This is a genomic window from Stenotrophomonas sp. Nf1 (assembly GCF_003028475.1).
GTDB lineage: Bacteria > Pseudomonadota > Gammaproteobacteria > Xanthomonadales > Xanthomonadaceae > Stenotrophomonas.
The window spans coordinates 37910-59706 of record NZ_PYTV01000002.1; the positions used below are offsets into that span (position 1 = coordinate 37910).

Genomic DNA, 21797 nt, shown 5'->3' on the forward strand with positions numbered 1-21797 from the left:
TTTCAGCCCACCCGGGCCAGCTGCGGTTGCCTGGCGCTGAGCCGGCGCCGTTCGCGGGCCGGGGCGATATCCAGTTGTTCTCGGTATTTTGCGACGGTTCGGCGTGCAATGTTCACCCCCTGGCGCGACAACAGGCCGGCGATGGCCTCGTCAGCCAGCGGGCGGCCGGCCGGCTCGGCGTCGATCAGGCGCCGGACCATGGCCTTGACCGCCTGGCCGGAGACGCTGGCACCTTCCAGGCGCACGGCGAAGAAGTGCTTCAGTTCGAAGGTGCCGCGCGGGGTCTGCAGGAACTTGCCGGTGGTGATGCGCGAGACCGTGGACTCGTGCATGCCGATCTCCTCGGCCACTTCCTTCAGGGTCAGTGGCGCCATGGCTTCCTCGCCACGCACCAGGAACGCGGCCTGGCGCTCGACGATCACCCGCGCGGTGCGCAGCAGCGTGTCATAGCGCATCGACAGGCCGCGGCTGAACCAGCGTGCTTCCTGCAACATCTCGCGCAGCGCCGGAGCGGCCTCGCTGCTGTCGGCCAGCGCCTGTTCGTACTGGCTGTTGATCGAGACGCGGCGGCTGGTGGCCGGGTTCAGCGCCACCTTCCATTGATTGTCCGCATGCCAGGCGACCACGTCCGGTACCACCACGGCGTTGCGCTCGGGCAGCAGGCTGTCGCCCGGGCGCGGTTGCAGCGAGAGGATCAGGCGCACCGCCTCGCGCACGTCGTCGATCTCGGCGTCGTGCTGGCGGGCGAGGGCGGGGTAATCGTGCGTGGCCAGTGCGTCCAGTGCGCCGTCCAGGATGCGCGCGGCCAGGTGCCGCGCAGGCACCACGCCATGCAGGCTGCGCAGCTGCGCCAACAGGCCCTCGCGCAGGTCCTGCGCGGCCATGCCGGCGGGTTCGCCGTGCAGCAGCTGCTGGCGGATGGCTTCCACGCCGTCGGCGGCGATATCGAACTGTGCACTGGCCAGCAGCTGCAGCTGGTCCAGCGGTGCCTGCAGATAGCCGGCCTCGTCGCAATGGTCCAGCCAGAACGCCGCCACCGCCAGCTGGCGATCGTCCATGTCCAGCGACAGGCGCTGCAGCACGCGCAGCTGCGGATCGCTCGATTCGCCTGCGGCGATGCGCGCCATGCGGTCGTCATCACCGTCCTGCCAGCTGGCGCCGGCGACATCCCACATCGACGACTCGGGCAGTTCGTCGAAGGCGGCGGTGTCCAGCGTGGTGGCGCTGGCATCGTTGGCGTCGGCGGCGGGCGCTTCGGCCTCTTCGATCTCCAGCAGCGGGTTGGAGTCCAGCAGGCGCTGGATTTCCTGTTCCAGGTGCAGGCCATCGAGCTGCAGCAGCCGGATCGACTGCAGCAACTGCGGGGTGAGGTGAAGTTGTTGGCCCAGCTGGGTCGAGAGTGCAGCCTTCATCGTGGTTCCCCGGCACCGCTCCCCGGCGCCTTGTGGAACGCATCTTGCTTTTCATCCGGCACAGGCGGAATCGGGGGGTTCCTGAGGGGTTTGGTGGTTGCCCCGACAGCGTGTAGGGAAACTCCCTACAAGGGCGCGGGATATTGACGAAGGTCGCCGCCAAGTCATTGATTGGCCGTGGGGACGGCGCAGGATCCGCTGTGGGCGGTGTACGGATTCCTGTCGGGGCGTGTCGGGGTGACGGGATTTCGTCGCCGGCGCAGGGTGTCGCGCGTTGGTAGCGTCGACTGCCGGTAGCGTCGACTGCCGGTAGAGTCGACGGTCGGTAGAGTCGACTGTTAGTCGACTGCTCTCCCATCAGCCCCAGAGAAATCCCGCGCTCCGCGCGCAAGTCGACTGACAGTCGACTCTACCGGGCATTCTTCCGCCGACCACCGCTGGCGCAGATCACTCCAGCTCATGCTGGTGGCGCGCGGCCAGCAGCAGCAGATCATTGGCGCGGCGGCAGCCCAGCGATTCCATCATGCGCGCACGATGGGTCTCCACGGTCTTGACGCTGATGCCGAGATCGGCGGCGATTTCCTTGTTGCTCTCACCCTTGCCGATGCGGCGCAGGATCTCGCGCTGGCGCGGTGACAATGCGGCGATGCCGGTAGGCTTCTCGCGGCCGAGCATCGGTGCCAGCATCTTGGCCGAGATCTGCGGGCTCAGGAACACCTGGCCGGCATGCGCGGCGCGCAGCGCCAGCTCAAGCTCCTGCGGCGCCGCGTCCTTGACCACGAAACCTACCGCGCCGCGATCCAAAGCGTCGCGGACATGGGCGGCGTCGTCGTGCATGGTCATCATCACCACTCGGGTGCCGGGGGCACGCAGGCGGATATCGCTGAGCGCCTCAAGGCCGGTCCGGCCGGGCAGCGACAGGTCCATCAGCACCACGTCCGGTGCGTGCTGCAGGGCCAGCTGCAGTGCCTGCTCGGCGTTGCTGGCCTCAGCGACCAGCTGCACGTCGGCAAACCCCTGCAGCAGCCGCGCCAGGCCGGCACGGACGAGGGTGTGATCGTCGACGATGAGAACTCGCACAGGCACGCAGCAGATCCGTCCAGGGGAGCCCACCTTAACTTAGCTGAACGGGCGCGCCAAGGGTTGACCTTCGCGCACCCGCACGCACGATTCAACGGGCGCGACGCGCCTCGGCCACCTGCCGGCGGTGCAGGCGGAACAGGTGCCGCTCCATGGCCATCTCCAGGCCATCGCCCAGCCGCTGGAAGCGCAGCCACAGGAAATGCCCACCACTACCGTCGGCGGCTTCAGCCACCACTTCCACCGGCAGGTCGATGTGATCGGGCAGCCAGTCGCTGGGTTGCAGGCGTACCACCCCGGCCTGACCCGCGCTGGCGCCACTGCGTGGGCCGAGCTGGAGGCGGATGCCGCGGCGTGACCAGCGCACCGGGCGCAGCGTGAGTTCCTGGCCCTGCTGGCGCACCAGACGGCCCAGCAGCACCATCGCCAGATCGAGCTTGGCTTCCACGCGCTGCAGCTGCAGGCTGGCTTCGCTGCGTTCTTCGTGCTCGTCGATGCGGCTGTCTTCCACCAGCGCCAGGCTGCGCAGCAGCCCTTCGGCGCTGCTGGTACGGCCCGCCGCGCTGCCGGCCTGGAACTCGGCCGGCAGGGCCAGCTCGCAGCTCAGGGTCTCGTCGAACAGTTCGCTCTCGGCCGGATGATGCAGCGAGGTGGTGGGCAGCAGGGTCATACCAGCGATTCTGCCTGCAGGTAGGCATGCGCGGCGCGAAGAGAGCGCTGGCCATCGTTCATCAGTGCCGCCACCGCGTCGCGGCGCTGGCGCAGCAGGCCCAGCAGGTTCTGCTGGCGTTCGAACAGAGCCGTGAGCGGGGCGTGGTCGGCTGCGGTCAGCGGTTGGCTGAGCAGGGCGTGCAGGGTGCTGTCGTGGCCATCGAGCAGGCTGTCGGCCTGGTCGAACGTGTCCTCGCCCAGCGCCTTCTCGAAGGCATCCAGCTGTGCGTGCAGTTCGTGCAGGCTCATGGCGCCACCGCGGCCGGGCGGCGCTGTTCCTGCGGAATCGCGTTCCAGGCGCTGTCGATCTCGCCGAGCAGCTGCAGGGCCTCGTCCAGCGCGGCACGGTCATTGTGCAGGTTGGCTTCGGTGAGGCGTTGCAGCACGTAGTCGTAGAGCGAGGACAGATTGGCGGCGATCTCGCCACCGGCCTCATGATCCAGCGAGCCGTTGAGGTGGCCGACGATCGCACACACTTCGCCGATCGCCTTGCCCTTGCCGGCCTGGTCGCCGCGTTCCAGGCTGGCCTGGGCGCGGCGCACGCGCTCCAGCGCGCCGGCCAGCAGCATCGCCACCAGCTTGTGCGGATCGGCATCGGCGACCGCGCTGGTCACACCCACCTGGCGGTATTGCTCGGCGTACTGACGGCTGGAACCGTACATTCGTGATTCTCCTTGCGCTGGGCGCCGCCGGGCGATCAGGGTGATCGCAGCCGACGGCCCGGCGATGATTGCTGTTGCGTCCGTTATCGGTGCGTTGCGCGCCAAACTTGAGCGCTGCACACGCGTTGTCAGCGATTCAACTGCGCCAGCTGCTGCTGCAATGCGGTGTTGCTCTGCTGCAGCTTGCCCATCAGGCTGTCCAGCGCGATGAACTGCTTCTTGTAGCGCTCTTCCACGCTCTTCATGCGCGTGTCCAGGTCCTTGCGGCGCTTGTCGATGTTGTCCAGGGTGGTGTTCAGGCCCTTGGTGCGTGCAACAAAGGCGCCTTCCTTGCCGACCGTGGTGCTCACGTAGCCATCCACCAGCGAGTACAGCTGGCCGGCGCCGCCGGTGTCACCGGTGATCGCCTGGCGCACCTTCTCCGGCTGGGCGGCCAGGGTGGCTGCGAACTTGGTGGTATCCAGCACCAGGCTGCCGTCGGCATTGGGGTAGCCGCGGGTCTGCAGGCCGATCGCCTTCGGGTCCAACCCGGAGGCGGAAAGTTCCTTCAGCACGCCGGCCATCACCGAACGCAGCTGGCTGGAGGCACCGCGCATCTGGGCATCGCCGGTCAGGGCCGATGCTTCCTTGGTCTTGGCGTCGTACTTGGTTTCCGAGTTGATCGCCGCGATCGCCGCGTTGTAGGCGGTCACGAACTCCTGCATCACCTTGGTCGCTGCGGTGGTGTCGGTGCTGATCACCACGGTGCTCTTGCCGGGCACCTTCAGGTTCAGGGTCAGGCCCGGAACGGCATCGGCCACGGTGTTGCTGGCGCTGACCACCTTGACGCCATCGATGGTCAGTTCGGCATCGGCGGCTGGGGTGTTCTGCTTCAGGCTGCCGACCAGCGCGCCCAGCTTCGGGTCGCTGCCGCCGTACTCGAGCTTGATGGCGTTGGCCGCGCCGGTCTTTTCCTGGGCGATCGACAGGTACTGGTTGTCACCAGAGGTGATCAGCGTGGCCTGCACGCCTTCCTTGCGGCCGGCGGCATCGATCTTGTTGCGGATGGTGGTCAGCGTATCGCCGTCCTCCACCTCCACGTTCATGGTCTTGGCCTTGTCACCGACGCCGACGGTCAGCGTCAAGGTCCCGGCACCGAAGGTGTCGGTTTTCGGCACCGAGGTGTCGGCAATCAGCTTGTGGGCGGTGGCCAGCGAGGTCACATCGACGATGTGCGTGCCATTGGAGGCGGCGGCCTTGGTCGTGCCCAGGTCGTACAGCGCCACCGAGGCGGTCAGCACGTCCTCGGCATTGTTGAGGCCGGCCTTGCCCGAGGCGGTCACGGTGCGGGTGTCGAAGGCGGTGGTGGCCTTCAGCGCGGTCAGCGCGGTCTTCAGCTTGTCGAAGGCCGAGGTGACGGTGCCGATCGACGACAGCTGCATCTTGGTCTTGGACTGCTGCAGGTTCAGCGCATTGTCGGCGGGCTTGCGGTCTGCTGCGACCAGCTGGTTGACGATGTCCGAGATGTTCAGTCCCGAGCCAATGCCACCGTATCCAAAGTCTGCCACGTCGTTTCTCCTGGTATCCGGGCCTGGCCGCGGTGCGGTGGCCCGTCGTCAACGAAAATAGCGGCCTGCGCCGCTGGGTCTTGAGGACTTCGTTGATGCATGCGCCGTGCCAACGCTCTGGCGGCGGGTTCTGGCACGCAGGTTGCAGGACGGATAGGGCAGGGTGCGGGTGGGTTCACCGCAGGCTGCCGGGGGTCTGCAAAAAACCCTCCCCCAAAAGCAGGGGAGGGATCAGGCTACTGACAATCGGGGGGAGACGAAGCCGCCCGGTACGTACAGTCAAGAGTACAGCGCTGAAAGAGAGGTCCGCAGGGGCGGGCGATGCCAAGCCGGTTCGGGAATCTTCCCGGGCCGGGCATGGCCCGCGCCTTCGAGCATCCTGGCTTCCAGGTTGCCGCTACCGTCGATTCACTTCGACGGTAGCGGCGCCTTCTTGCCGTGGATCAGCGCAGCAGGCTGAGCACGCCCTGCGGCACCTGGTTGGCCTGGGCCAGCATGGCCGTACCGGCCTGCTGCAGGATCTGGGTGCGGGTCAGCTCGGCGGTTTCCTTGGCAAAGTCGGTGTCCTTGATGCGGCTACGCGAGGAGGACAGGTTTTCCGACGAGGTCTGCAGGTTGGCCACGACCGAGGTGAAGCGGTTCTGGATCGCGCCGAGGTCGGCGCGGGTGCTGTTGATCGCACCCAGGGCCTTGTCGACCACTTCCAGTGCCTGCTGTGCGCCGAGCACGGTGCTCACGTCCAGCTTCTGCACGTTGGCGGCGGTATCGGCACCAGCGGTGTAGGCACCGGCGGCGGCAGCGGTACCCCAGGTCTTGGCGGTGCCATCGAAATCGCTGCGCATCAGCGCGATGTCGGCAGCGGCCACGGCCTTGCCTTCCTTTACCGAGCTCAGCTTCAGGGTGCCGTCGGCATTGGCTTCGGCGTAGATGCCGGCTTCGCCGATCTTGGCGTTGATGGCGGTGGCCACGGCCTTGGAGGCATCGGCGGTGGTGGCACCGGCCTTGACTTCGACGGTGCCGATGTCAACGCCCATCACGGTGCCGGAGAAACGGGCGCCGTCGGTGCTGGCGGCCAGCGCAGCGGTTGCACCGCTGGCGAAGGTCGAGGTGCCCAGCGAGCCGGCCTTGGCGTCGATGGTCTTGTCGATGGCGATGGCCTGGCCGGCGTTGGCGCCGACCTGGAACAGCTGGCTGGAGAACGAGCCGTCCAGCAGCTTGGTGCCGTTGAAGTCGGACTGCTTGGCCACGCGGTCGATTTCGCTGACCAGCTGGGTCACTTCAGCCTGCAGGGCCTTGCGGTCGCTGGCCGAGTTGGTGGCGTTGGAGGCCTGCACCGACAGCTCGCGGACGCGCTGCAGGTTGTTGCCGATTTCGGTCAGCGAACCTTCGGCGACCTGGGCCAGCGAGATGCCGTCGTTGGCATTGCGGATGGCCACGTCGGTACCGCGGATCTGCGTGCCGAAGCGCTCGGAGATCGCCAGACCGGCGGCGTCGTCCTTGGCGCTGTTGATGCGCGAACCGGAGGACAGGCGCTGGATGGTGGTGGCCAGCGAGCTGCCGCTGGTGCTCAGGTTGCGCTGAGCGTTCAGCGACATCGTGTTGGTGTTGATGACTTGTGCCATGGTGCTTTTCCTTTGGCGGAGGTGGAACGTGTTTCAGGGTCCGGGCGCCGCGTCATGCAGCGCCCGGAGATCGAGCGGCGAGCCGATCAGCGCAGCAGGCTGAGCACGCCCTGCGGCACCTGGTTGGCCTGGGCCAGCATGGCCGTACCGGCCTGCTGCAGGATCTGGGTGCGGGTCAGTTCGGCGGTTTCCTTGGCGAAATCGGTGTCCTTGATGCGGCTGCGCGAGGAGGACAGGTTTTCCGACGAGGTCTGCAGGTTGGCCACGACCGAGGTGAAGCGGTTCTGGATCGCACCGAGGTCGGCGCGGGTGCTGTTGATCGCACCCAGGGCCTTGTCGACGATTTCCATCGCCTGCTGGGCGCCCTTCACGGTGCTGACGTCCAGGTTGCTGGCGTACTTCGCCGCCGGTGCCGCCGCAGCGGTGGTGGCGGTGAAGGTCGGCGCGGTGGCGCCGGTCCAGGTGCCCGGGGTCGCGGTGATGGCCTTGAACGAACCGTCGGCGTTGGTGCTGTCCTTGACCGAGGTCAGGGTCACGCCGGTGGTGCCGTTGACTTCGGCATAGACGCCGGTTTCGCCGATCTTGGCGTTGATCGCGGTCACCAGGGCTTCACGCGAGGCCTTGCCGGTGGCAGTGGCGTCGGCGCCCTGCTTGACCGAGACATCGGCGATGGCCACACCGTTGATGGACAGGCCGGTGGTGCTGAAGTCACCGTTGGTGCCCGGGTCGGCCAGGGCCAGCGAGTTGGTGTCGAAGCGGGCGCCGCCCAGGGCGTTGGCCTTGGCATCGATGGTCTTGTCGATGGCGATGGCCTGGCCGGCGTTGGCACCGACCTGGAACAGCTGGCTGGAGAACGAGCCGTCCAGCAGCTTGGTGCCGTTGAAGTCGGACTGCTTGGCCACGCGGTCGATTTCGCTGACCAGCTGGGTCACTTCAGCCTGCAGGGCCTTGCGGTCGCTGGCCGAGTTGGTGGCGTTGGAGGCCTGCACCGACAGCTCGCGGACGCGCTGCAGGTTGTTGCCGATTTCGGTCAGCGAACCTTCGGCGACCTGGGCCAGCGAGATGCCGTCGTTGGCATTGCGGATGGCCACGTCGGTACCGCGGATCTGCGTGCCGAAGCGCTCGGAGATCGCCAGACCGGCGGCGTCATCCTTGGCGCTGTTGATGCGCGAACCGGAGGACAGGCGCTGGATGGTGGTGGCCAGCGAGCTGCCGCTGGTGCTCAGGTTACGCTGAGCATTCAACGACATCGTATTGGTGTTGATGACTTGTGCCATGAGGAGAGGTCCTTGAGCGGTTGCACGTGAGTTGGGTTAGGCGCCCCCGACGTGCCCCGGGGGCGACTCATGTCAGCGCTGCAACAGGCTGAGCACGTTCTGCGGCACCTGGTTGGCCTGGGCCAGCATGGCCGTACCGGCCTGCTGCAGGATCTGGGTGCGGGTCAGTTCGGCGGTTTCCTTGGCGAAGTCGGTATCGCGGATGCGGCTGCGCGAGGCGGACAGGTTCTCCGAGGAGGTCTGCAGGTTGGCCACCACCGAGGTGAAGCGGTTCTGGATCGCGCCGAGGTCGGCGCGCACGCTGTTGACCGATTCCAGCGCCTTGTCGACGATCGACATCGCCTTCTGCGCGCCCTCGGCGGTGGTGACGTTCAGGTCCTTGACGAAGCTGGCCGCTGCACCGGTCAGGGTGCCGCCGTTGGTGCTGGTTTCGGTCAGGCCCAGGCCGGCGAGGGTGGCGGCGGTGGCGCCGGTCGGCGGGGTGGCCGCGCTGACGCCCAGGGCGAAGGTCTGGCCATCCTTGACCGAGGCCAGGCTGATCACACCGGCGTTGACCGAGGCGACCACACCGGTTTCACCCAGCTTGTTGTTGATCGCCGCTGCGGTGGCCGAGCTGATCGATTCGCCTGCCTTGACGGTGAAGTCGCTGATGGTGACCGTGGTGGCGGTGCCGCCCGGCGGGGTCACCGAGACCTGCAGGCCGGAGTAGGTGGTATCGGCGGTGGCCTTGTCCACGGCCAGCGCGGTGCCGGTGTAGCCGTTGGCGAAGGTGGCTGCGCCCAGCGAATCGGCCTTGGCGTTGACCACGCTGTTGATGGCGATGGCCTGGCCGGCGTTGGCACCGACCTGGAACAGCTGGCTGGTGAAGCTGCCGTCCAGCAGCTTGGTGCCGTTGAAGTCGGCCTGCTTGGCGACGCGGTCGATCTCGCTGACCAGCTGGGTCACTTCGGCCTGCAGGGCCTTGCGGTCGCTGGCCGAGTTGGTGGCGTTGGAGGCCTGCACACCCAGTTCGCGGATGCGCTGCAGGTTGTTGCCGACTTCGTTCAGCGAACCTTCGGCGACCTGGGCCAGCGAGATGCCGTCGTTGGCGTTGCGGATGGCCACATCCAGACCACGGATCTGGGTGGTGAAGCGCTCGCTGATGGCCAGGCCGGCGGCGTCGTCCTTCGCGCTGTTGATGCGCAGGCCGGACGAGAGGCGCTGGATGGTGGTGGCCAGCGAGCTGCCGCTGGTGCTCAGGTTGCGCTGAGCGTTGAGCGACATCGTATTGGTGTTGATTACCTGTGCCATGGGGTCGTCTCCTCTTATATGGAACCCGTTGGTGAATGAAACGAAGCGCCGCCTGTTTTTTTGTGTGGCTGTGTGCTTCGCCGTTGCCAAATGAATAACGGCGCTTTGTCAACAACCTTTAGGCGTGAATTCCAATGGAGCCGTAATTCGTTGCCGGAGGCTGTTTTTCCGGGGTTTTCGCCCTGTTGCCAGGGTCAAGGTGCCGCGGAAGGGGTGGTCGGGCAGGGCCCGTCCAGCGCTGATGAAGGTATCGGCGGGGTCGGGCCGGGCTTGAAGGGAAATCACGGAAAATCGGCCTGGAATGGCCTGGGGCGGCTGGCATTGATCACGCGGGCCACGCTCGGCGGGTGCCGCGGCACGGCCATCCAGAAACGAAAAAGGCCGCGATGCAGGGCATCGCGGCCTTTCAGGGCTGACGCGGAAGCGGCGTCAGCGGATCTTGTTGAACAACGACATCGACTGCATCTGCGAGAAGATCGTCTGCGCCGCCTGCAGTGCAGTGCTTTGCAACTGGTACTGGCTCAAAGCATCGGCGTAGTCCAGGTCGCGCATCTGCGACAGCGTGGTTTTCAGGGTCACGCTGTTGGCCTCGCGCATGTCGGCCGCGTTGTCCAGCGCCTTCAGCTGTGCGCCACCGGCGGCGCGCGAATCGATCATCCGTTCCGACGCACGCGCGACATCGCGCAACGCGCTCTGCAACTCGTTCTGCTGCGCGGACATCTTGGCGGTGGTGCCGGTGTCGGCATCGAGTGCGGCAATCAGCTTGTCCATGGTGTCGAAGATGTCGCGGCTGGTGGCCGGCTTGACGTTGAAGCTGTCGCCGGCCGCAGGCGCGCCGGTGAGCTGCAGGCGTACGCCGTTCACTTCGATGTTGTCGCCGGCCTTGTAGGTGCCGGTGCCGGTCACGTTGCCGGCACCGTCCAGCACCTGGTACTGGTCGGCGGCGGTGAAGCGGATGCTGAACGACTGCCCGTTCCAGCTGTCACTGCTGTCGCGGGTGATGTTGGTCAGCACGCCATTGCCGGTGTTGCCGGCCGCGGCATTGCCGTCGACGAAGCCATCGCCGGTGGGAATGCGCATGAAGATCTCGCTGCCGGGCAGCGCATCGCGCACATAGGTATCCGGGCCGACTTCGATCTGGCGCTGGGTCTGGTCGCCACGGTAGACCACCTTGCCGTTGATCTTGGCAAACGGCGGATCGCCGTCGTTGGTGCCGCCGAACACGTAGCGGCCAGTGCCATCGTCGGCGTTGGCCAGCGACAGCAGGCCGTCGCGGATCTGGTTCAACTCGGTGATCAGCGTCTTCTTGTCGGCCGCGCTCAGTGCCGGGTTGCTGGCCTGGATGGTCAGATCGTTGACGCGGGTCATCAGGTCGTTGACCTGGGCCAGGGTGTTTTCCTGCACGCCCAGGCGGTTCTGCACGTTGCCGGCGTTGAGCTTCATGCGCTCCAGCGCCGCCAGGCTGCGATCAAGCCCGACAGCAGCGCCGGCGCCGACCGGATCGTCCTTGGCGCTGACGATCTTGCTGCCGGTGGCGATCTGCTGCTCCAGGTGGCTGAGCTTGGCCTGCTTGGCCATCATCAGCGACACCGACTGGTTGTACATCATTCCGGTGGAGATACGGGTGCTCATCGGCGCACGGCTCCCAGGATGGTCTGGAACATGCTGTCGGCGGTGGAGATCAGCTGCGACGCCGCCTGGTAGGCCTGCTGCAGGCGAAGCATGTCGGCGGCTTCCTCGTCCAGGTTGACGCCGGACACTTCATCGCGTGCGGCCTGCGCCTTGTCATTGATCACCAGCTGCGCATCCAGCGAATACTCGGCCGAGCGCGCGGCGGCGCCGACCTGGGTGGTCAGCCCGCCCAGTGCGCCGTTGAGGGTGACCGTGCCGCTGTTGAAGGCCTTGGCGCTCTCCACCTTGGCCAGCCGGGTTGCATTGCTGTTGTCGGACGAGCCGGCCGGGGTCGGGGTGATGTTGAAGGTGTCACCGACCTTGGGCGCACCGTCGAGCACGAAGCTCCAGCCGTTGGCGCTGATGGTCTGGCCGGGGGTGTAGGTCTGCGGGGGGCCGCCGTCGATGGTGTAGGTGGTGGCCGAGGTGAACACGATCGCCGCCGGATTGCGCAGGTTGGCATTGCTGGCGTCGGTCACGGTGACACCACTCAGCTTGCCGGTGCCGGTGTTGGCGGTGGCTGCGGCACCCTTCACCGCAGCGGCGGCGGCGATCCGCGACGGATCGGTGATCGCCACTTCCAGGCTGCCGGCGACGCCGGCGGTGGGCTGCAGCAGGAAGCGATCGTTGGCGGCCGGCGTACCACCGACCACCAGCTGCACACCGTTGATCACCAGCGGGTCGGCGGCGGTGCCGGTGCCGGTCAGCGGAATGCTGGCGCCGGTATCGGCGCGGCTGGCCTTCCAGTTGCTGCCGTCGAACTGCAGCACTACGTTCTGTGCGTCGAGCTTGCCCAGGTCGCCATAGGTGGCGCTGAGACTGGCGGTGCCGGTGTTGCTGGTGTTGCCGGTGACGCGCGGGTTGCCGATGTTGAAGAAATCGCCGCCGAGCTGGCCGTACAGGTCAACGCCCTGGTGATGGGCCTGGTTGAAGCTCTCGGCCAGACCCACCGCCAGCTTGCCCAGTTCGGCCTGGGCCGGGGTCAGCACCGTATCGCGGAATTCCAGCAGGCCACCGATCTGGCCGCCCACGGCCTTGGGGTCCAGGCGGATGGTGTTGCCCTGGGTTTCCAGCGCCAGCTGCAGGCGCTCGGGCTGGTAGGGGTCGGCCACGGTGGTGACCTTGGTGGCCGTGGTGCCCACCACCAGCGCGTTGCCGCCGGCGGTGTAGACATTCATGATGCCGCCGTCCTGGATGACCGCGGTGCCGCCGGTGTAGCCGATCAGCTGGCTGATGAGCTGGTCACGACGGTCGAGCAGATCCGGTGCGGCGGTGGCCAGGTTGGTGCCGATCGCCCCGTTGATCTGCGCGATTTCCTGCGCCAGCCGGTTGACCTCGGTGGCACCGGCCAGCAGACCGTTGTTGACCTCACTGTTGAGGTTGTTCAGCTGCGTGTTGAGCTGCACGAAACGGTTGGCCAGGGTCTTGCCGCCATCGAGCATGTTCTGGCGGTCGGCGGTGCCGGCGGCGTTGGAGGACAGGCCGCTGACCGAGTCGAAGAAGTTCGACCACACGCCCGAGACATTGGTGGCCGCATCGGAGAACAGCGAGTTGACCCGGTCAGCCATGCCTGAAAGCTGCTTCAGGCGCGCCAGTTCGCCACTGCTGTCGAGCAGGCGCGAAATCGCCAGCTGGTCGGCCGTGCGCCGGATGTCGGTGATGCGGGTGCCGTTGCCGACCGTGCCGTAGCCGTAGTTCTGCGGATCGGCGGTGGCGAAGTCGACCTTCTGCCGGCTGTAGCCGGGGGTATTGAGGTTGGCCACATTGTGGCTGGTGGTCGCCAACGCACGCTGGAAGGCGAGCAGGGCACCGGTACCGGTGGAAAGTACGCTGGACATGGGGTTCCTCAACGACGGGTGATACCCAGCGCCGCGGTTGCGGTGCTGGCGAAGGTCTGGCCAAGGCGTGAGCCGGCATCGGCCACGGCGGCGACAGCACGCTCGATGGTCGGGCCGCCGGCGATCGCGGCGATCTTGGCCGCGTAGCGCGGGTCGGTGGCATAGCCGGCGCGCTGCAGGCCACGGGCGAAGCCCTGCACGTCGGTGCCGGCCTGCAGCGCCTGCTGGTAGCGCGGGCTGGTCTTCAGCAGGCGCACGTAGTCGGCGAAGCTTTCGGCCGGCGAGCTGTAGGCACGGAAGCTGGCGGTCTCGTTGCGGCGCACGCCATCGACGTACTCATGGGTGCCGGCCACGGCGCGCTGGCCGTTCCAGCCGGTGGCCTTGATGCCGAACAGGTTGTGCGAGGTGCTGCCGTCGGCGTGCTTGATCTGGCGCTTGCCCCAGCCGGTTTCCAGCGCGGCCTGGGCGACCAGTGCGCGGGCGTCCACGCCCAGCTCCTTGGCCGCGCTCTGCGCGTGCTGCCAGATGCTGGCCACGAAGCCTTCCGGCGTATGCGCGCCCAGCTGGGCGACAGCGGTACGGGTGGCCATCGCATCGGCAGGACCGATCGCGGTACCGCGATTGCTGGCGGTGGCCGCCCACTGGTCGTTGTTGGCGGCCCAGTCCTCGCCCTGCAGGCCACCGATGTACGGATCTTCGGTGCCCAGCGAGCGATGCATGCTGCTGCTCTCGCGGCCGGCGATGAGGTCCAGGGCCTGCGCCATCGGGGCCAGCGCGGCCTGTGCGCCGTCCTGTGCGCCGGCGGCCATCTGCTGCAGCAGGCGCACGGCCTGGCTGCCGTCTTCCAGCGGCAGCGCCGGTGCCGGGCGCGCTGGTGCATTGAGCTGGTAGGCACGGCTGGCCTTGGCCGGGTCCACGCGGGTATCCAGTGCCGGGCCTTCGGCGGCCTGGCCGGACAGCTGCCGGCTGATCATCCCCGACAGCCCCAGGCCCTTGCCGCGGGTCATCGCCTCGGCAATCTTCTGGTCGTACATGTCGCGGAACATCTTGTTCTCGCCGGGAAACAGCGAGTCGCCGAAGCTGGCATCACGCATGCTCTTGACCAGCATCTGCGCGAACTGGCCTTCCAGCTGGCGCGCGACCTTGTCGATCTTGGCCGGGTCGTTCTGCTGTGCGGGATTCAGATCGAATGCGGGAGTGATGCGCATGTCAGATCACCTCGAGCTCGGCACTCAATGCGCCGGCCTGCTTCAGGGCTTCCAGGATCGCAATCAGGTCACCCGGTGCCGCGCCCACCGCATTCACCGCGTGCACGATCTCGTCCAGCGTGGTGCCGCCGCTGAACTTGAACATGCGGCTGCCATCGTTGGTGGCGGTGATGGTGGACTGCGGGCTGGCCACGGTGCGACCACCGGACAGCGCGTTGGGCTGGCTGACGTTGGTGTTTTCCTGGATCGTGACGGTCAGCGAGCCGTGCGAGATCGCCGCCGGGCCGACCCGCACCTGCTGGCCGATGACCACGGTGCCGGTACGCGAATTGACCACCACCTTGGCCGGAGCGCTGCCCGGGGTCAGCTCCAGGTTCTCGATGCGGGCCAGCAGGCCGATGCGCGCGCCCGGGTCGGTCGGTGCGGTCACCGCCACGGTCACGCCATCGACCGCGCGCGCCGCGCCTTCGCCGAACGCGTTGTTGAGCGCGGCGACCATGCGCGAAACCGTGGTGAAATCGTTGTTGTGCAGGTTCAGGGTGATGTCGCCGCCATTGGCCAGCGGGTCGGGCAGGGCGCGTTCAACGGTGGCGCCATTGGGAATGCGGCCGACGCTGGGCACGTTCACCGAGACCCGCGAACCGTCCTTGCCCTGGGCGCCGAAGCCGCCGACGATCAGGTTGCCCTGCGCGATGGCATAGATCTGGCCGTCGGCACCGCGCAGCGGCGCCATCAGCAGCGAGCCGCCACGAAGCGACACCGCGTTGCCGATCGAGGAGACGGTGATGTCGATCGGCTGGCCCGGCTTGGCGAACGGCGGCAGCTCGGCGTGGATCGCCACGGCGGCTACGTTCTTCAGCTGCGGGTTGACGTTGGCTGGCACGTTCACGCCCAGCTCGCCGAGCAGGTTCTTCAGGCTCTGCACCGTGAAGGGCGCCTGGCTGGTGCGATCACCGCTGCCATCCAGGCCGACCACCAGGCCGTAGCCCACCAGCGCGTTGCCGCGCACGCCGCCGACCTGGGCCAGGTCCTTGATGCGCTCGGCGCTGGCGGGGGCGACCATCGCCATCACCAGGAAAACTGATCCGTAGAGCGACGCCATGCGTCGCTGCCAGGAAGAAGCGGAGAAAAGTTTCATGGCCATACTCAGAACGGCGTCAGCCCGGAGTTGAAGAAGCGGCTCAGCCAGCCCATCGCATTGGACTGCGCAACCGGGCCGCGACCGCCGTAGACGATGCGCGCTTCGGCCACGCGGCTGGAGGGAATGGTGTTGTCCTGGCTGATGTCGCCCGGACGCACGATGCCCTGCACCTGCACCAGTTCGTCGCCCTGGTTCAGCCGCAGGTTCTTCTGCCCCTGTACCACCAGGTTGCCGTTGGGCAGGCGCTGGATCACTGTGACCGTGACATTGCCCTGCAGGCGGTTGCTCTGCGCGCTGTTGCCCTTGCCACTGAAATCACGCTTGCCTTCGGCACTGGCGCTGAGGATGTCCTTGCCGCCCAGGGTGACCGGCGCGCCGAAGATGCTCGGGCTGCCCAGGCTCAGGTTGGATTCCTTGTTGGTGGCGGTGTTGGCGCTGGTCTGCGCGGTGGTGTTTTCCAGCAGCGTGATGGTCAGCAGATCGCCGACGTCGCGCGCGCGGCGGTCCGAATACAGCTGCAGGGTCGGGCCTGCGGCATAGATCGCACCGGCCGTTGGCGCGGCCTGCGGCGGCATGATCGGCTGGATCGGTGCCATCGCTGCGTAGGGACGCACGTCGCCGGCGATCACGCAGCCACCGAGCAGGGCGACCACAGCGCAGGCCAGGGCAGTGCGGGCGAAGTTGGAAATGGACGACATGGCGGTTCCCCGGTTGGGCCGGTCAGATCTTGTTGTTGAGGTAGCCGAGCATCGAGTCGGTGGTGGAGATCGCCTTGGCGTTCATTTCGTAGGCGCGCTGGGTTTCGATCATCGACACCAGCTCTTCCACCACGTTGACGTTGCTGCCTTCCAGTGCACCCTGCACCACGGTGCCCAGGCCGTTCAGGCCGGGATTGCCGTTCTGCGCCGGACCCGATGCGGTAGTTTCCAGGAACAGGTTCTCGCCACGCGCCTGCAGGCCGGCTGGGTTGACGAAGTCGGTCAGGGTCAATGCACCCACTTCCACCGAGGCGGCGTTGTCGGCCATCTTCACGCTGATGGTGCCGTCGCTGCCGATGGTCACTGACTGCGCACCCTCGGGAATCTGGATGCCCGGCTGCACCGGATAGCCGCTGTTGGTCACCAGCTCGCTGTCCTGGTTGATCTTGAACGAACCGTCGCGGGTGTAGGCCGAGCTGCCGTCGGGCATCTGCACTTCGAAGAAGCCGCGGCCGTTGACCATCACGTCCAGTGCGCGGCCGGTCTGCTGCTGGCCACCCTGTTCAAAGTTCTTGGCGGTGGCGACCACGCGCACGCCGGTGCCCAGCTGCAGGCCGGTCGGCAGCTGCGTCTGTGCCGAAGAGGAACCGCCGGGCTGGCGCACCTGCTGGTACAGCAGGTCCTCGAAGCTGGCACGGTCCTGCTTGAAGCCGGTGGTGTTGGTGTTGGCGAGGTTGTTGGAAACCACCGACATGCGCATCTGCTGCGCATCCAGTCCGGTTTTCGCGATCCACAATGCCTGGTTCATCTTCGCTGTCCTGTCTGGTGAAGCCGGCCGCGTGGTGCGGCCCTTGGTGGGGGGTGTGCAAGCGGTGTGCCAGCGCCGGTGCCTGCCGGTGCCGGAATTCTGTCAGCTGCCCAGGCGCAGCAGGCTGTTGGCGCTGCGCGCGTTGTCATCGCCGTGCTTGATCACCTGCACCTGCATTTCGTACTGGCGTTGCAGCTGGATCATCTGCACCAGCGCGCCGGCGGCATCGACGTTGCTGCCCTCCAGCTGGCCGCTGTGCACCGCCGTACCCTGGGCAGGCGCGAACGGCTGGCGCGGGTCGGTGTTGCGGAACAGGCCATCCAGGCCGCGTTCAAGGCGCTCGTCCGGGGCCTGTACCACCTTGATCCGGCCGATCTGCGCCATCGTCTGCGGGCCTTCGCCCTGCGGGATGATCGAGATCGTGCCATCAGCGCCGATCTCCATCGCCTGGTAGGGCGGAATGGCGATCGGGTTGTTGTTGTCATCCAGCACCGTGCGCCCACCAGAGGTCACCAGCTGGCCGTTCGGCGTCACCGACAGGGCGGCGCCGCGCGTATACGCTTCGCTGCCGTCGCTGGCCTGCACCGCCAGCCAGGTGCCGCTCTGCAGCGCCAGGTCCAGCGGCTTGCCAGTGATGTGCTGCGCGCCGGGCCGGCGGTTGAAGCCGGCGTCGACGTGCAGCGCATCCACCCGCGAGGCAAAGCCCGGGCCGCGGATCGGGAAGGCTTCGGTGTTGGCCAGCGCTTCCTTGAAGCCGGGGGTGTCCGAGTTGGCGAGGTTGTGGCTGAGCGTTCCCTGCGCCTGCAGGGAGGCGCGGGCACCGGTCATCGCCACGTAAAGGGCTTTATCCATGCGGGGAGTTCCGTGACAGGGTCAGCGGGTCATCAACGGATGTTGATGACCGTCTGGGTGATCTGGTCCTGGGTGGTGATCATCTGCGCGTTGGCCTGGAAGTTGCGCTGCGCGGTGATCATGTTGACCAGCTGCTCGGTGAGATCCACGGTGGACGCCTCCAGCGAACCGGCCTGGATCTTGCCGAGGTTGGAGGTGTCGGGCATGCCGGTGCGCGGCGTGCCCGACTCGAAGGTCTCCACCCACAGGTTGTTGCCCTTCGATTCCAGGCCCTGGGTGTTGTTGAAGGTGGTCAGCGCGACCTGGCCCAGCGGCTTGTCGTCGCCGTTGGAATAGCGGGCGTAGACCACGCCCGACTCGGACACGGTGATCTCGTTGAGCTTGCCGGCGGCATAGCCGTCCTGCTGCGTGTTGCGCAGCGCGAACTTCTCGCCGTACTGGGTCGAGCCGCCGATATCCAGCGTCATGTTCAGCTGGCCGGCACCGGTGGTCGGGGTGAAGGTGCCCAGGCTGACCTTGCCGTTGGCCGGGCTGGTCAGCTTGCCGCTGTTGTCGAAGGTGACCGCCGTGGGGGTGCCGGCCGGCTGGCCGTCCACGTAATTGCGCACGGTCCACTCGTTCGGGTTGGCGCCCTTGACGAAGTACGAGACCTGGATATGGCTTACGCCCAGCGAGTCGTACACGGTGATGCCGCCGCTGGAGTGGTTGTAGCTGTTGGAATCGGTCGGATCGAAGGTGGCGACCGTCGGCTGCTTGGCATTGGCCGGCAGGGTGAAGCCGACCTTCACTTCGCTGGTCTGCTTCGGCGGGCTGTCGGTGGTCAGCAGCTGCAGGTCGACCAGGCGGCCGGCATCGAAGTTGGTGCCGTCGGCATTGGGCGCGAACACCTGCAGGCGTGCGCCCTGCGGGTTGACCACATAGCCGGACGAATCGGTCTGGAAGTTGCCGGCGCGCGAGTACACGCGCGAGCCGTTCATGTTCATGGTGAAGAAGCCCTCACCGGAAATGGCCATGTCCAGGCTGCGCCCGGTCTGTTCGTTGTGGCCCTGGATGAACTGCTGGGCGACGTTGGAAACGCGCACGCCCGAGCCGGTCTGGTTGGTCGACAGGCCATAGCTGGTGGAGGCGAACAGGTCGGCGAACTCGGCACGCGACTGCTTGAAGCCGGTGGTGTTGACGTTGGCGACGTTGTTGGCGGTGACGCTCAGGTCGGTGTTGGCGGCATTGATGCCGGACAGCGAGACATTGAAGCCCATGGGATGCTCCTGGTTGATGCGGAATGTGCGGCTCAGCTGACGCGGAGCACGTAGTCGATCGGGGCCGTGCCCAGGCCCTTGAGGTTCAGATACAGGCCGTCGGAACCGACGGTCACGCTTTCCACCGGCGCCTGCACATAGGTTGACAGCTTGGTGCTCTTGCCGGCGGTGTCGACGTGGTTGGCGACGATGGAATACTTGCCCGGTTCCATGCGCTTGCCGTTGGCATCCTTGCCATCCCACTGGAAGGCGGTCTCGCCGGCGGCCTTGGCTTCCACGCTCAGCGAGGTGACCTTGGCGCCGTTGGCGTCGGTGATGTCCACGGTGATGATGCCGGCCGACGGCGCGGCCACCGTGCCTTCCACGTTGCCTTCCTTCTCCAGCACCAGCTTTTCAGAGGGCACCAGCACCTGGTGGCCGACCAGCGCGGCACCCCGCAGCACCTGGTCGCTGGCCATCGACTCCTGGAAGCCCTTGACCGTCTTGTTCAGATCGGTGATGCCCTGCACGGTCGACATCTGCGCCATCTGCGCAACCATCTGCGTGTTGTCCATCGGCTTGAGCGGATCCTGGTGCTGCAGCTGCTCGGTCATCAGGCGCAGGAAATCGGCCTGGTCCAGCGTGTTCTTCTTCTTGGTAGCGTTGCTGTTGGGGGCGTTCAGGCCGAGGGCACTGTAGACGTCCTGGCTGGTCTGGTTGTTGACGGCGGTGGTCATGGCGGTATCCGGTACTGCGGGCCTCAACGGCCCATGGTCAGGGTGGCCAGGGCCAGTTCCTTGGCGGTGGTCAGCATCTCCACGCCGGCCTGGTAATTGCGCGAGGTCGAGATCAGGTTGACCATCTGCGCCACCGGATCGACGTCGGGCTGGTAGATGTAGCCATCGGCATCGGCCAGCGGGTGGCCCGGCTCGTAGCGCTTGATCGGCGCCGCTTCGCTCTGGGTGATCTCCTTGACCTTCACCGAAGTGATGTTCGGATCGTTCTTGCTGGTAACGGCCTGGAAGATCGGCTCCAGCGGCTTGTACACGGCGTCGGCGGAACCGGCGACGGTGTCGGCATTGGAGAGGTTGGAGGCGATGGTGCTCATGCGCACCGACTGCGCCTGCAGTGCGGAGCCGGCGATATCGAAGATCGGCAGGTTGCTCATGGCTTATTGCCCCGTGATCGCGGTCAGCATGGAACGCACCTTGCTCTCGACGAAGCTGAGCGAGGCGCGGTATTCCAGGGCGGCACGGCCATAGGCCGCACGCTCGGCATCGGGGTCGACGGTGTTGCCGTCCAGGCTGGGCTGCACCCCTTCACGGGCCACCTGGAACGGGTTCAGGCCACTACTGATTTCGTAGTGCTGTTCGTTGGTGGTGGTCATCAGGCCATTGGCATTCTGGCCCTGGGCGTGGCGCAGGGCGGCATCGAAGTCCAGGTCCTGGGCCTTGTAGCCGGGAGTGTCGGCATTGCCGAGGTTGCTGGCGATCAGCTTCATCCGCTGTTCGCGCAACGGCATGGCCTGGGCGTGGACGCCCAGGTAGTCGGTAATCAGGTTGCGCACGGTGCACTCCCACGGGAACGTTGCCCGGGAAGCTGCAAGGGGTGTGCCAAATTCGAGAGGGTAGTGCCGGCCGCTGGCCGGCTCCCCCATATGTCTGCGGTTGCCGGCCAGCGGCCGGCACTACCGGATCAGCGCGCCTTACGCCGCCAGCGCCACCTTGCGCAGGCGGTCCAGCACGAAGTCGGCCAGCTCGTGCGGCGAGTACTTGGCGACGAAGGCGTTGGCGCCGACGCGCTCGACCATCGCATTGTTGAAAACGCCCGACAGCGAGGTGTGCAGCAGCACGTACAGTCCGGCCAGGCCCGGATGGCGCCGGATTTCCGTCGTCAGCGTGTAGCCGTCCATGGCCGGCATCTCGATATCCGAAATGACCATGGCGTAGCGCTCGGCCGGGTTTTCACCGGAGGCATGGATCTGCAGCAGGTGGTCCAGTGCCTGTTTGCCGTCGGAGAGCAGGGTGGCGCCCACGCCCAGCTGGTCCAGCACGCTGCGGATCTGCTGGCGCGCCACGCGCGAGTCGTCCACCACCAGTACCTGCAGCTGCGGGCCATCGGCCGGCATCGCCATGGCCGGGTCCAGCACGGCTTCGCCGCGGACCTGGGCAATGTCGGCCAGCACGCTTTCCACGTCGATCACCTGGATCAGTTCGCCCTGAAAGCGGGTCACCGCGGTCAGATAGCTGGACTCGGCGCCCAGTTCCGGTGGCGGGTGGATGTCTTCAACCGCGATGTTGACGATGCGCTCCACGCCGCTGACCAGGAAGCCCTGGATCGAACGGTTGAACTCGGTCACCACCAGGTAGCCGGGCGACGTATCCGCATCGGGTTCACGTTCGGGGTGGCCGATCGCCAGGCCCAGGTCCAGCACCGGCACCGAGCGACCGCGGACATCGGCCACGCCGGCAAACTGGCTCGGCAGCCCGGGCACCTGGAACAGTTCCGGGCGACGCAGGACTTCCTGCACCTTGAAGACGTTGACGCCAAAAAGCTGACGTCCGCCGAGACGGAACAGCAGCAGCGCCAGGCGATTGTGGCCGGCCAGTCGGGTCCGCTGGTCGATCCGGTTGAGCAGGTCATGGGACATGGCTGCTGTATCGGCGCCGCAGCGGCGGAACTTGAGGGTGGTCTGCACCGCTTCTGCTCTTCTGTAGAGTCGACTGTTAGTCGACTGCTCTGTGC

21 protein-coding genes are annotated in these 21797 nt (G+C 66.7%); all 21 read right to left on the reverse strand.

Annotated elements, in window-relative coordinates; all coding sequences use genetic code 11:
- Window positions 1-2: 2 nt before the first annotated feature.
- A complete protein-coding gene (gene rpoN, locus C9412_RS04160) occupies window positions 3-1412 on the reverse strand; it encodes an RNA polymerase factor sigma-54 (protein WP_107230459.1) in 1410 nt (469 codons plus the stop codon).
- 447 nt (window positions 1413-1859) lie between these two features.
- Window positions 1860-2492, reverse strand: a complete 633-nt coding sequence (locus C9412_RS04165; RefSeq protein ID WP_005413261.1) for a response regulator transcription factor — start codon at window positions 2490-2492, stop codon at window positions 1860-1862.
- A 91-nt stretch (window positions 2493-2583) separates the two neighbouring features.
- Window positions 2584-3162, reverse strand: a complete 579-nt coding sequence (locus C9412_RS04170) for a PilZ domain-containing protein (protein ID WP_107230460.1) — start codon at window positions 3160-3162, stop codon at window positions 2584-2586.
- Entirely contained in the window at window positions 3159-3452 is a 294-nt protein-coding gene (locus tag C9412_RS04175; protein ID WP_107230461.1) for a hypothetical protein, read from the reverse strand. Before C9412_RS04175 ends, C9412_RS04170 begins: the two co-directional genes overlap by 4 nt.
- Window positions 3449-3865, reverse strand: a complete 417-nt coding sequence (gene fliS, locus C9412_RS04180) for a flagellar export chaperone FliS (RefSeq protein ID WP_107230462.1) — start codon at window positions 3863-3865, stop codon at window positions 3449-3451. The genes C9412_RS04175 and fliS overlap by 4 nt, the downstream gene beginning before the upstream one ends.
- A 128-nt stretch (window positions 3866-3993) precedes the next feature.
- Window positions 3994-5412, reverse strand: a complete 1419-nt coding sequence (gene fliD / locus C9412_RS04185) for a flagellar filament capping protein FliD (protein WP_107230463.1) — start codon at window positions 5410-5412, stop codon at window positions 3994-3996.
- Between the two features lie 443 nt (window positions 5413-5855).
- The gene (locus C9412_RS04190; RefSeq protein WP_107230464.1) at window positions 5856-7034 is read right to left on the reverse strand and encodes a flagellin; all 1179 of its coding nucleotides are present in this window, start codon (window positions 7032-7034) and stop codon (window positions 5856-5858) included.
- Between the two features lie 86 nt (window positions 7035-7120).
- Entirely contained in the window at window positions 7121-8311 is a 1191-nt protein-coding gene (locus C9412_RS04195) for a flagellin (protein WP_107230465.1), read from the reverse strand.
- 72 nt (window positions 8312-8383) lie between these two features.
- Window positions 8384-9601 carry a flagellin gene (locus C9412_RS04200; protein ID WP_107230466.1) on the reverse strand — a complete coding sequence of 406 codons (1218 nt, stop codon included), beginning with the start codon at window positions 9599-9601 and terminating at the stop codon, window positions 8384-8386.
- 429 nt (window positions 9602-10030) lie between these two features.
- Window positions 10031-11233, reverse strand: coding sequence for a flagellar hook-associated protein FlgL (gene flgL, locus C9412_RS04205; protein WP_107230467.1), 1203 nt, complete (start codon window positions 11231-11233; stop codon window positions 10031-10033).
- Complete coding sequence (flgK, locus tag C9412_RS04210) at window positions 11230-13110, reverse strand: flagellar hook-associated protein FlgK (RefSeq protein WP_107230468.1); 1881 nt, start codon at window positions 13108-13110, stop codon at window positions 11230-11232. The genes flgL and flgK overlap by 4 nt, the downstream gene beginning before the upstream one ends.
- An 8-nt stretch (window positions 13111-13118) precedes the next feature.
- On the reverse strand, window positions 13119-14318 hold the full coding sequence (gene flgJ / locus C9412_RS04215) for a flagellar assembly peptidoglycan hydrolase FlgJ (RefSeq protein WP_107230469.1): 1200 nt from the start codon (window positions 14316-14318) through the stop codon (window positions 13119-13121).
- Between the two features lies 1 nt (window position 14319).
- Entirely contained in the window at window positions 14320-15462 is a 1143-nt protein-coding gene (locus tag C9412_RS04220; RefSeq protein ID WP_107230470.1) for a flagellar basal body P-ring protein FlgI, read from the reverse strand.
- Window positions 15463-15464: 2 nt separating this feature from the next.
- On the reverse strand, window positions 15465-16157 hold the full coding sequence (gene flgH / locus C9412_RS04225; protein ID WP_107230471.1) for a flagellar basal body L-ring protein FlgH: 693 nt from the start codon (window positions 16155-16157) through the stop codon (window positions 15465-15467).
- Window positions 16158-16179: 22 nt separating this feature from the next.
- Window positions 16180-16965 (reverse strand): flagellar basal-body rod protein FlgG, encoded by a 786-nt coding sequence (gene flgG / locus C9412_RS04230; protein ID WP_005416457.1) that lies wholly within the window; start codon window positions 16963-16965, stop codon window positions 16180-16182.
- A gap of 102 nt (window positions 16966-17067) precedes the next feature.
- Entirely contained in the window at window positions 17068-17817 is a 750-nt protein-coding gene (locus tag C9412_RS04235) for a flagellar basal body rod protein FlgF (protein ID WP_057498420.1), read from the reverse strand.
- Window positions 17818-17849: 32 nt separating this feature from the next.
- The gene (gene flgE / locus C9412_RS04240; RefSeq protein WP_107230472.1) at window positions 17850-19073 is read right to left on the reverse strand and encodes a flagellar hook protein FlgE; all 1224 of its coding nucleotides are present in this window, start codon (window positions 19071-19073) and stop codon (window positions 17850-17852) included.
- 32 nt (window positions 19074-19105) lie between these two features.
- Window positions 19106-19789 carry a flagellar hook capping FlgD N-terminal domain-containing protein gene (locus tag C9412_RS04245; protein WP_014647064.1) on the reverse strand — a complete coding sequence of 228 codons (684 nt, stop codon included), beginning with the start codon at window positions 19787-19789 and terminating at the stop codon, window positions 19106-19108.
- Window positions 19790-19812: 23 nt separating this feature from the next.
- Window positions 19813-20220, reverse strand: a complete 408-nt coding sequence (flgC, locus tag C9412_RS04250; RefSeq protein WP_005416461.1) for a flagellar basal body rod protein FlgC — start codon at window positions 20218-20220, stop codon at window positions 19813-19815.
- A 3-nt stretch (window positions 20221-20223) separates the two neighbouring features.
- On the reverse strand, window positions 20224-20619 hold the full coding sequence (gene flgB / locus C9412_RS04255) for a flagellar basal body rod protein FlgB (protein WP_107230473.1): 396 nt from the start codon (window positions 20617-20619) through the stop codon (window positions 20224-20226).
- A gap of 138 nt (window positions 20620-20757) precedes the next feature.
- Window positions 20758-21702: a chemotaxis protein gene (locus C9412_RS04260; protein ID WP_107230869.1), complete on the reverse strand. Its 945-nt coding sequence runs from the start codon at window positions 21700-21702 to the stop codon at window positions 20758-20760.
- Window positions 21703-21797: the final 95 nt, after the last annotated feature.

Excerpts from the sequence above, each read along its gene's own strand:
- C9412_RS04175 (WP_107230461.1), bottom strand. The coding sequence starts at position 3,452 with ATGAGCCTGCACGAACTGCACGCACAGCTGGATGCCTTCGAGAAGGCG.
- C9412_RS04195 (WP_107230465.1), bottom strand. The coding sequence starts at position 8,311 with ATGGCACAAGTCATCAACACCAATACGATGTCGTTGAATGCTCAGCGT.
- flgL (WP_107230467.1), bottom strand. The coding sequence starts at position 11,233 with ATGAGCACCCGTATCTCCACCGGAATGATGTACAACCAGTCGGTGTCG.
- flgE (WP_107230472.1), bottom strand. The coding sequence starts at position 19,073 with ATGGGCTTCAATGTCTCGCTGTCCGGCATCAATGCCGCCAACACCGAC.
- flgG (WP_005416457.1), bottom strand. The coding sequence starts at position 16,965 with ATGAACCAGGCATTGTGGATCGCGAAAACCGGACTGGATGCGCAGCAG.
- C9412_RS04170 (WP_107230460.1), bottom strand. The coding sequence starts at position 3,162 with ATGACCCTGCTGCCCACCACCTCGCTGCATCATCCGGCCGAGAGCGAA.
- flgJ (WP_107230469.1), bottom strand. The coding sequence starts at position 14,318 with ATGCGCATCACTCCCGCATTCGATCTGAATCCCGCACAGCAGAACGAC.
- fliS (WP_107230462.1), bottom strand. The coding sequence starts at position 3,865 with ATGTACGGTTCCAGCCGTCAGTACGCCGAGCAATACCGCCAGGTGGGT.
- rpoN (WP_107230459.1), bottom strand. The coding sequence starts at position 1,412 with ATGAAGGCTGCACTCTCGACCCAGCTGGGCCAACAACTTCACCTCACC.
- C9412_RS04200 (WP_107230466.1), bottom strand. The coding sequence starts at position 9,601 with ATGGCACAGGTAATCAACACCAATACGATGTCGCTCAACGCTCAGCGC.
- C9412_RS04190 (WP_107230464.1), bottom strand. The coding sequence starts at position 7,034 with ATGGCACAAGTCATCAACACCAACACGATGTCGCTGAACGCTCAGCGC.
- C9412_RS04245 (WP_014647064.1), bottom strand. The coding sequence starts at position 19,789 with ATGACCACCGCCGTCAACAACCAGACCAGCCAGGACGTCTACAGTGCC.
- flgH (WP_107230471.1), bottom strand. The coding sequence starts at position 16,157 with ATGTCGTCCATTTCCAACTTCGCCCGCACTGCCCTGGCCTGCGCTGTG.
- C9412_RS04235 (WP_057498420.1), bottom strand. The coding sequence starts at position 17,817 with ATGGATAAAGCCCTTTACGTGGCGATGACCGGTGCCCGCGCCTCCCTG.
- flgC (WP_005416461.1), bottom strand. The coding sequence starts at position 20,220 with ATGAGCAACCTGCCGATCTTCGATATCGCCGGCTCCGCACTGCAGGCG.
- C9412_RS04220 (WP_107230470.1), bottom strand. The coding sequence starts at position 15,462 with ATGGCCATGAAACTTTTCTCCGCTTCTTCCTGGCAGCGACGCATGGCG.
- C9412_RS04260 (WP_107230869.1), bottom strand. The coding sequence starts at position 21,702 with ATGTCCCATGACCTGCTCAACCGGATCGACCAGCGGACCCGACTGGCC.
- flgK (WP_107230468.1), bottom strand. The coding sequence starts at position 13,110 with ATGTCCAGCGTACTTTCCACCGGTACCGGTGCCCTGCTCGCCTTCCAG.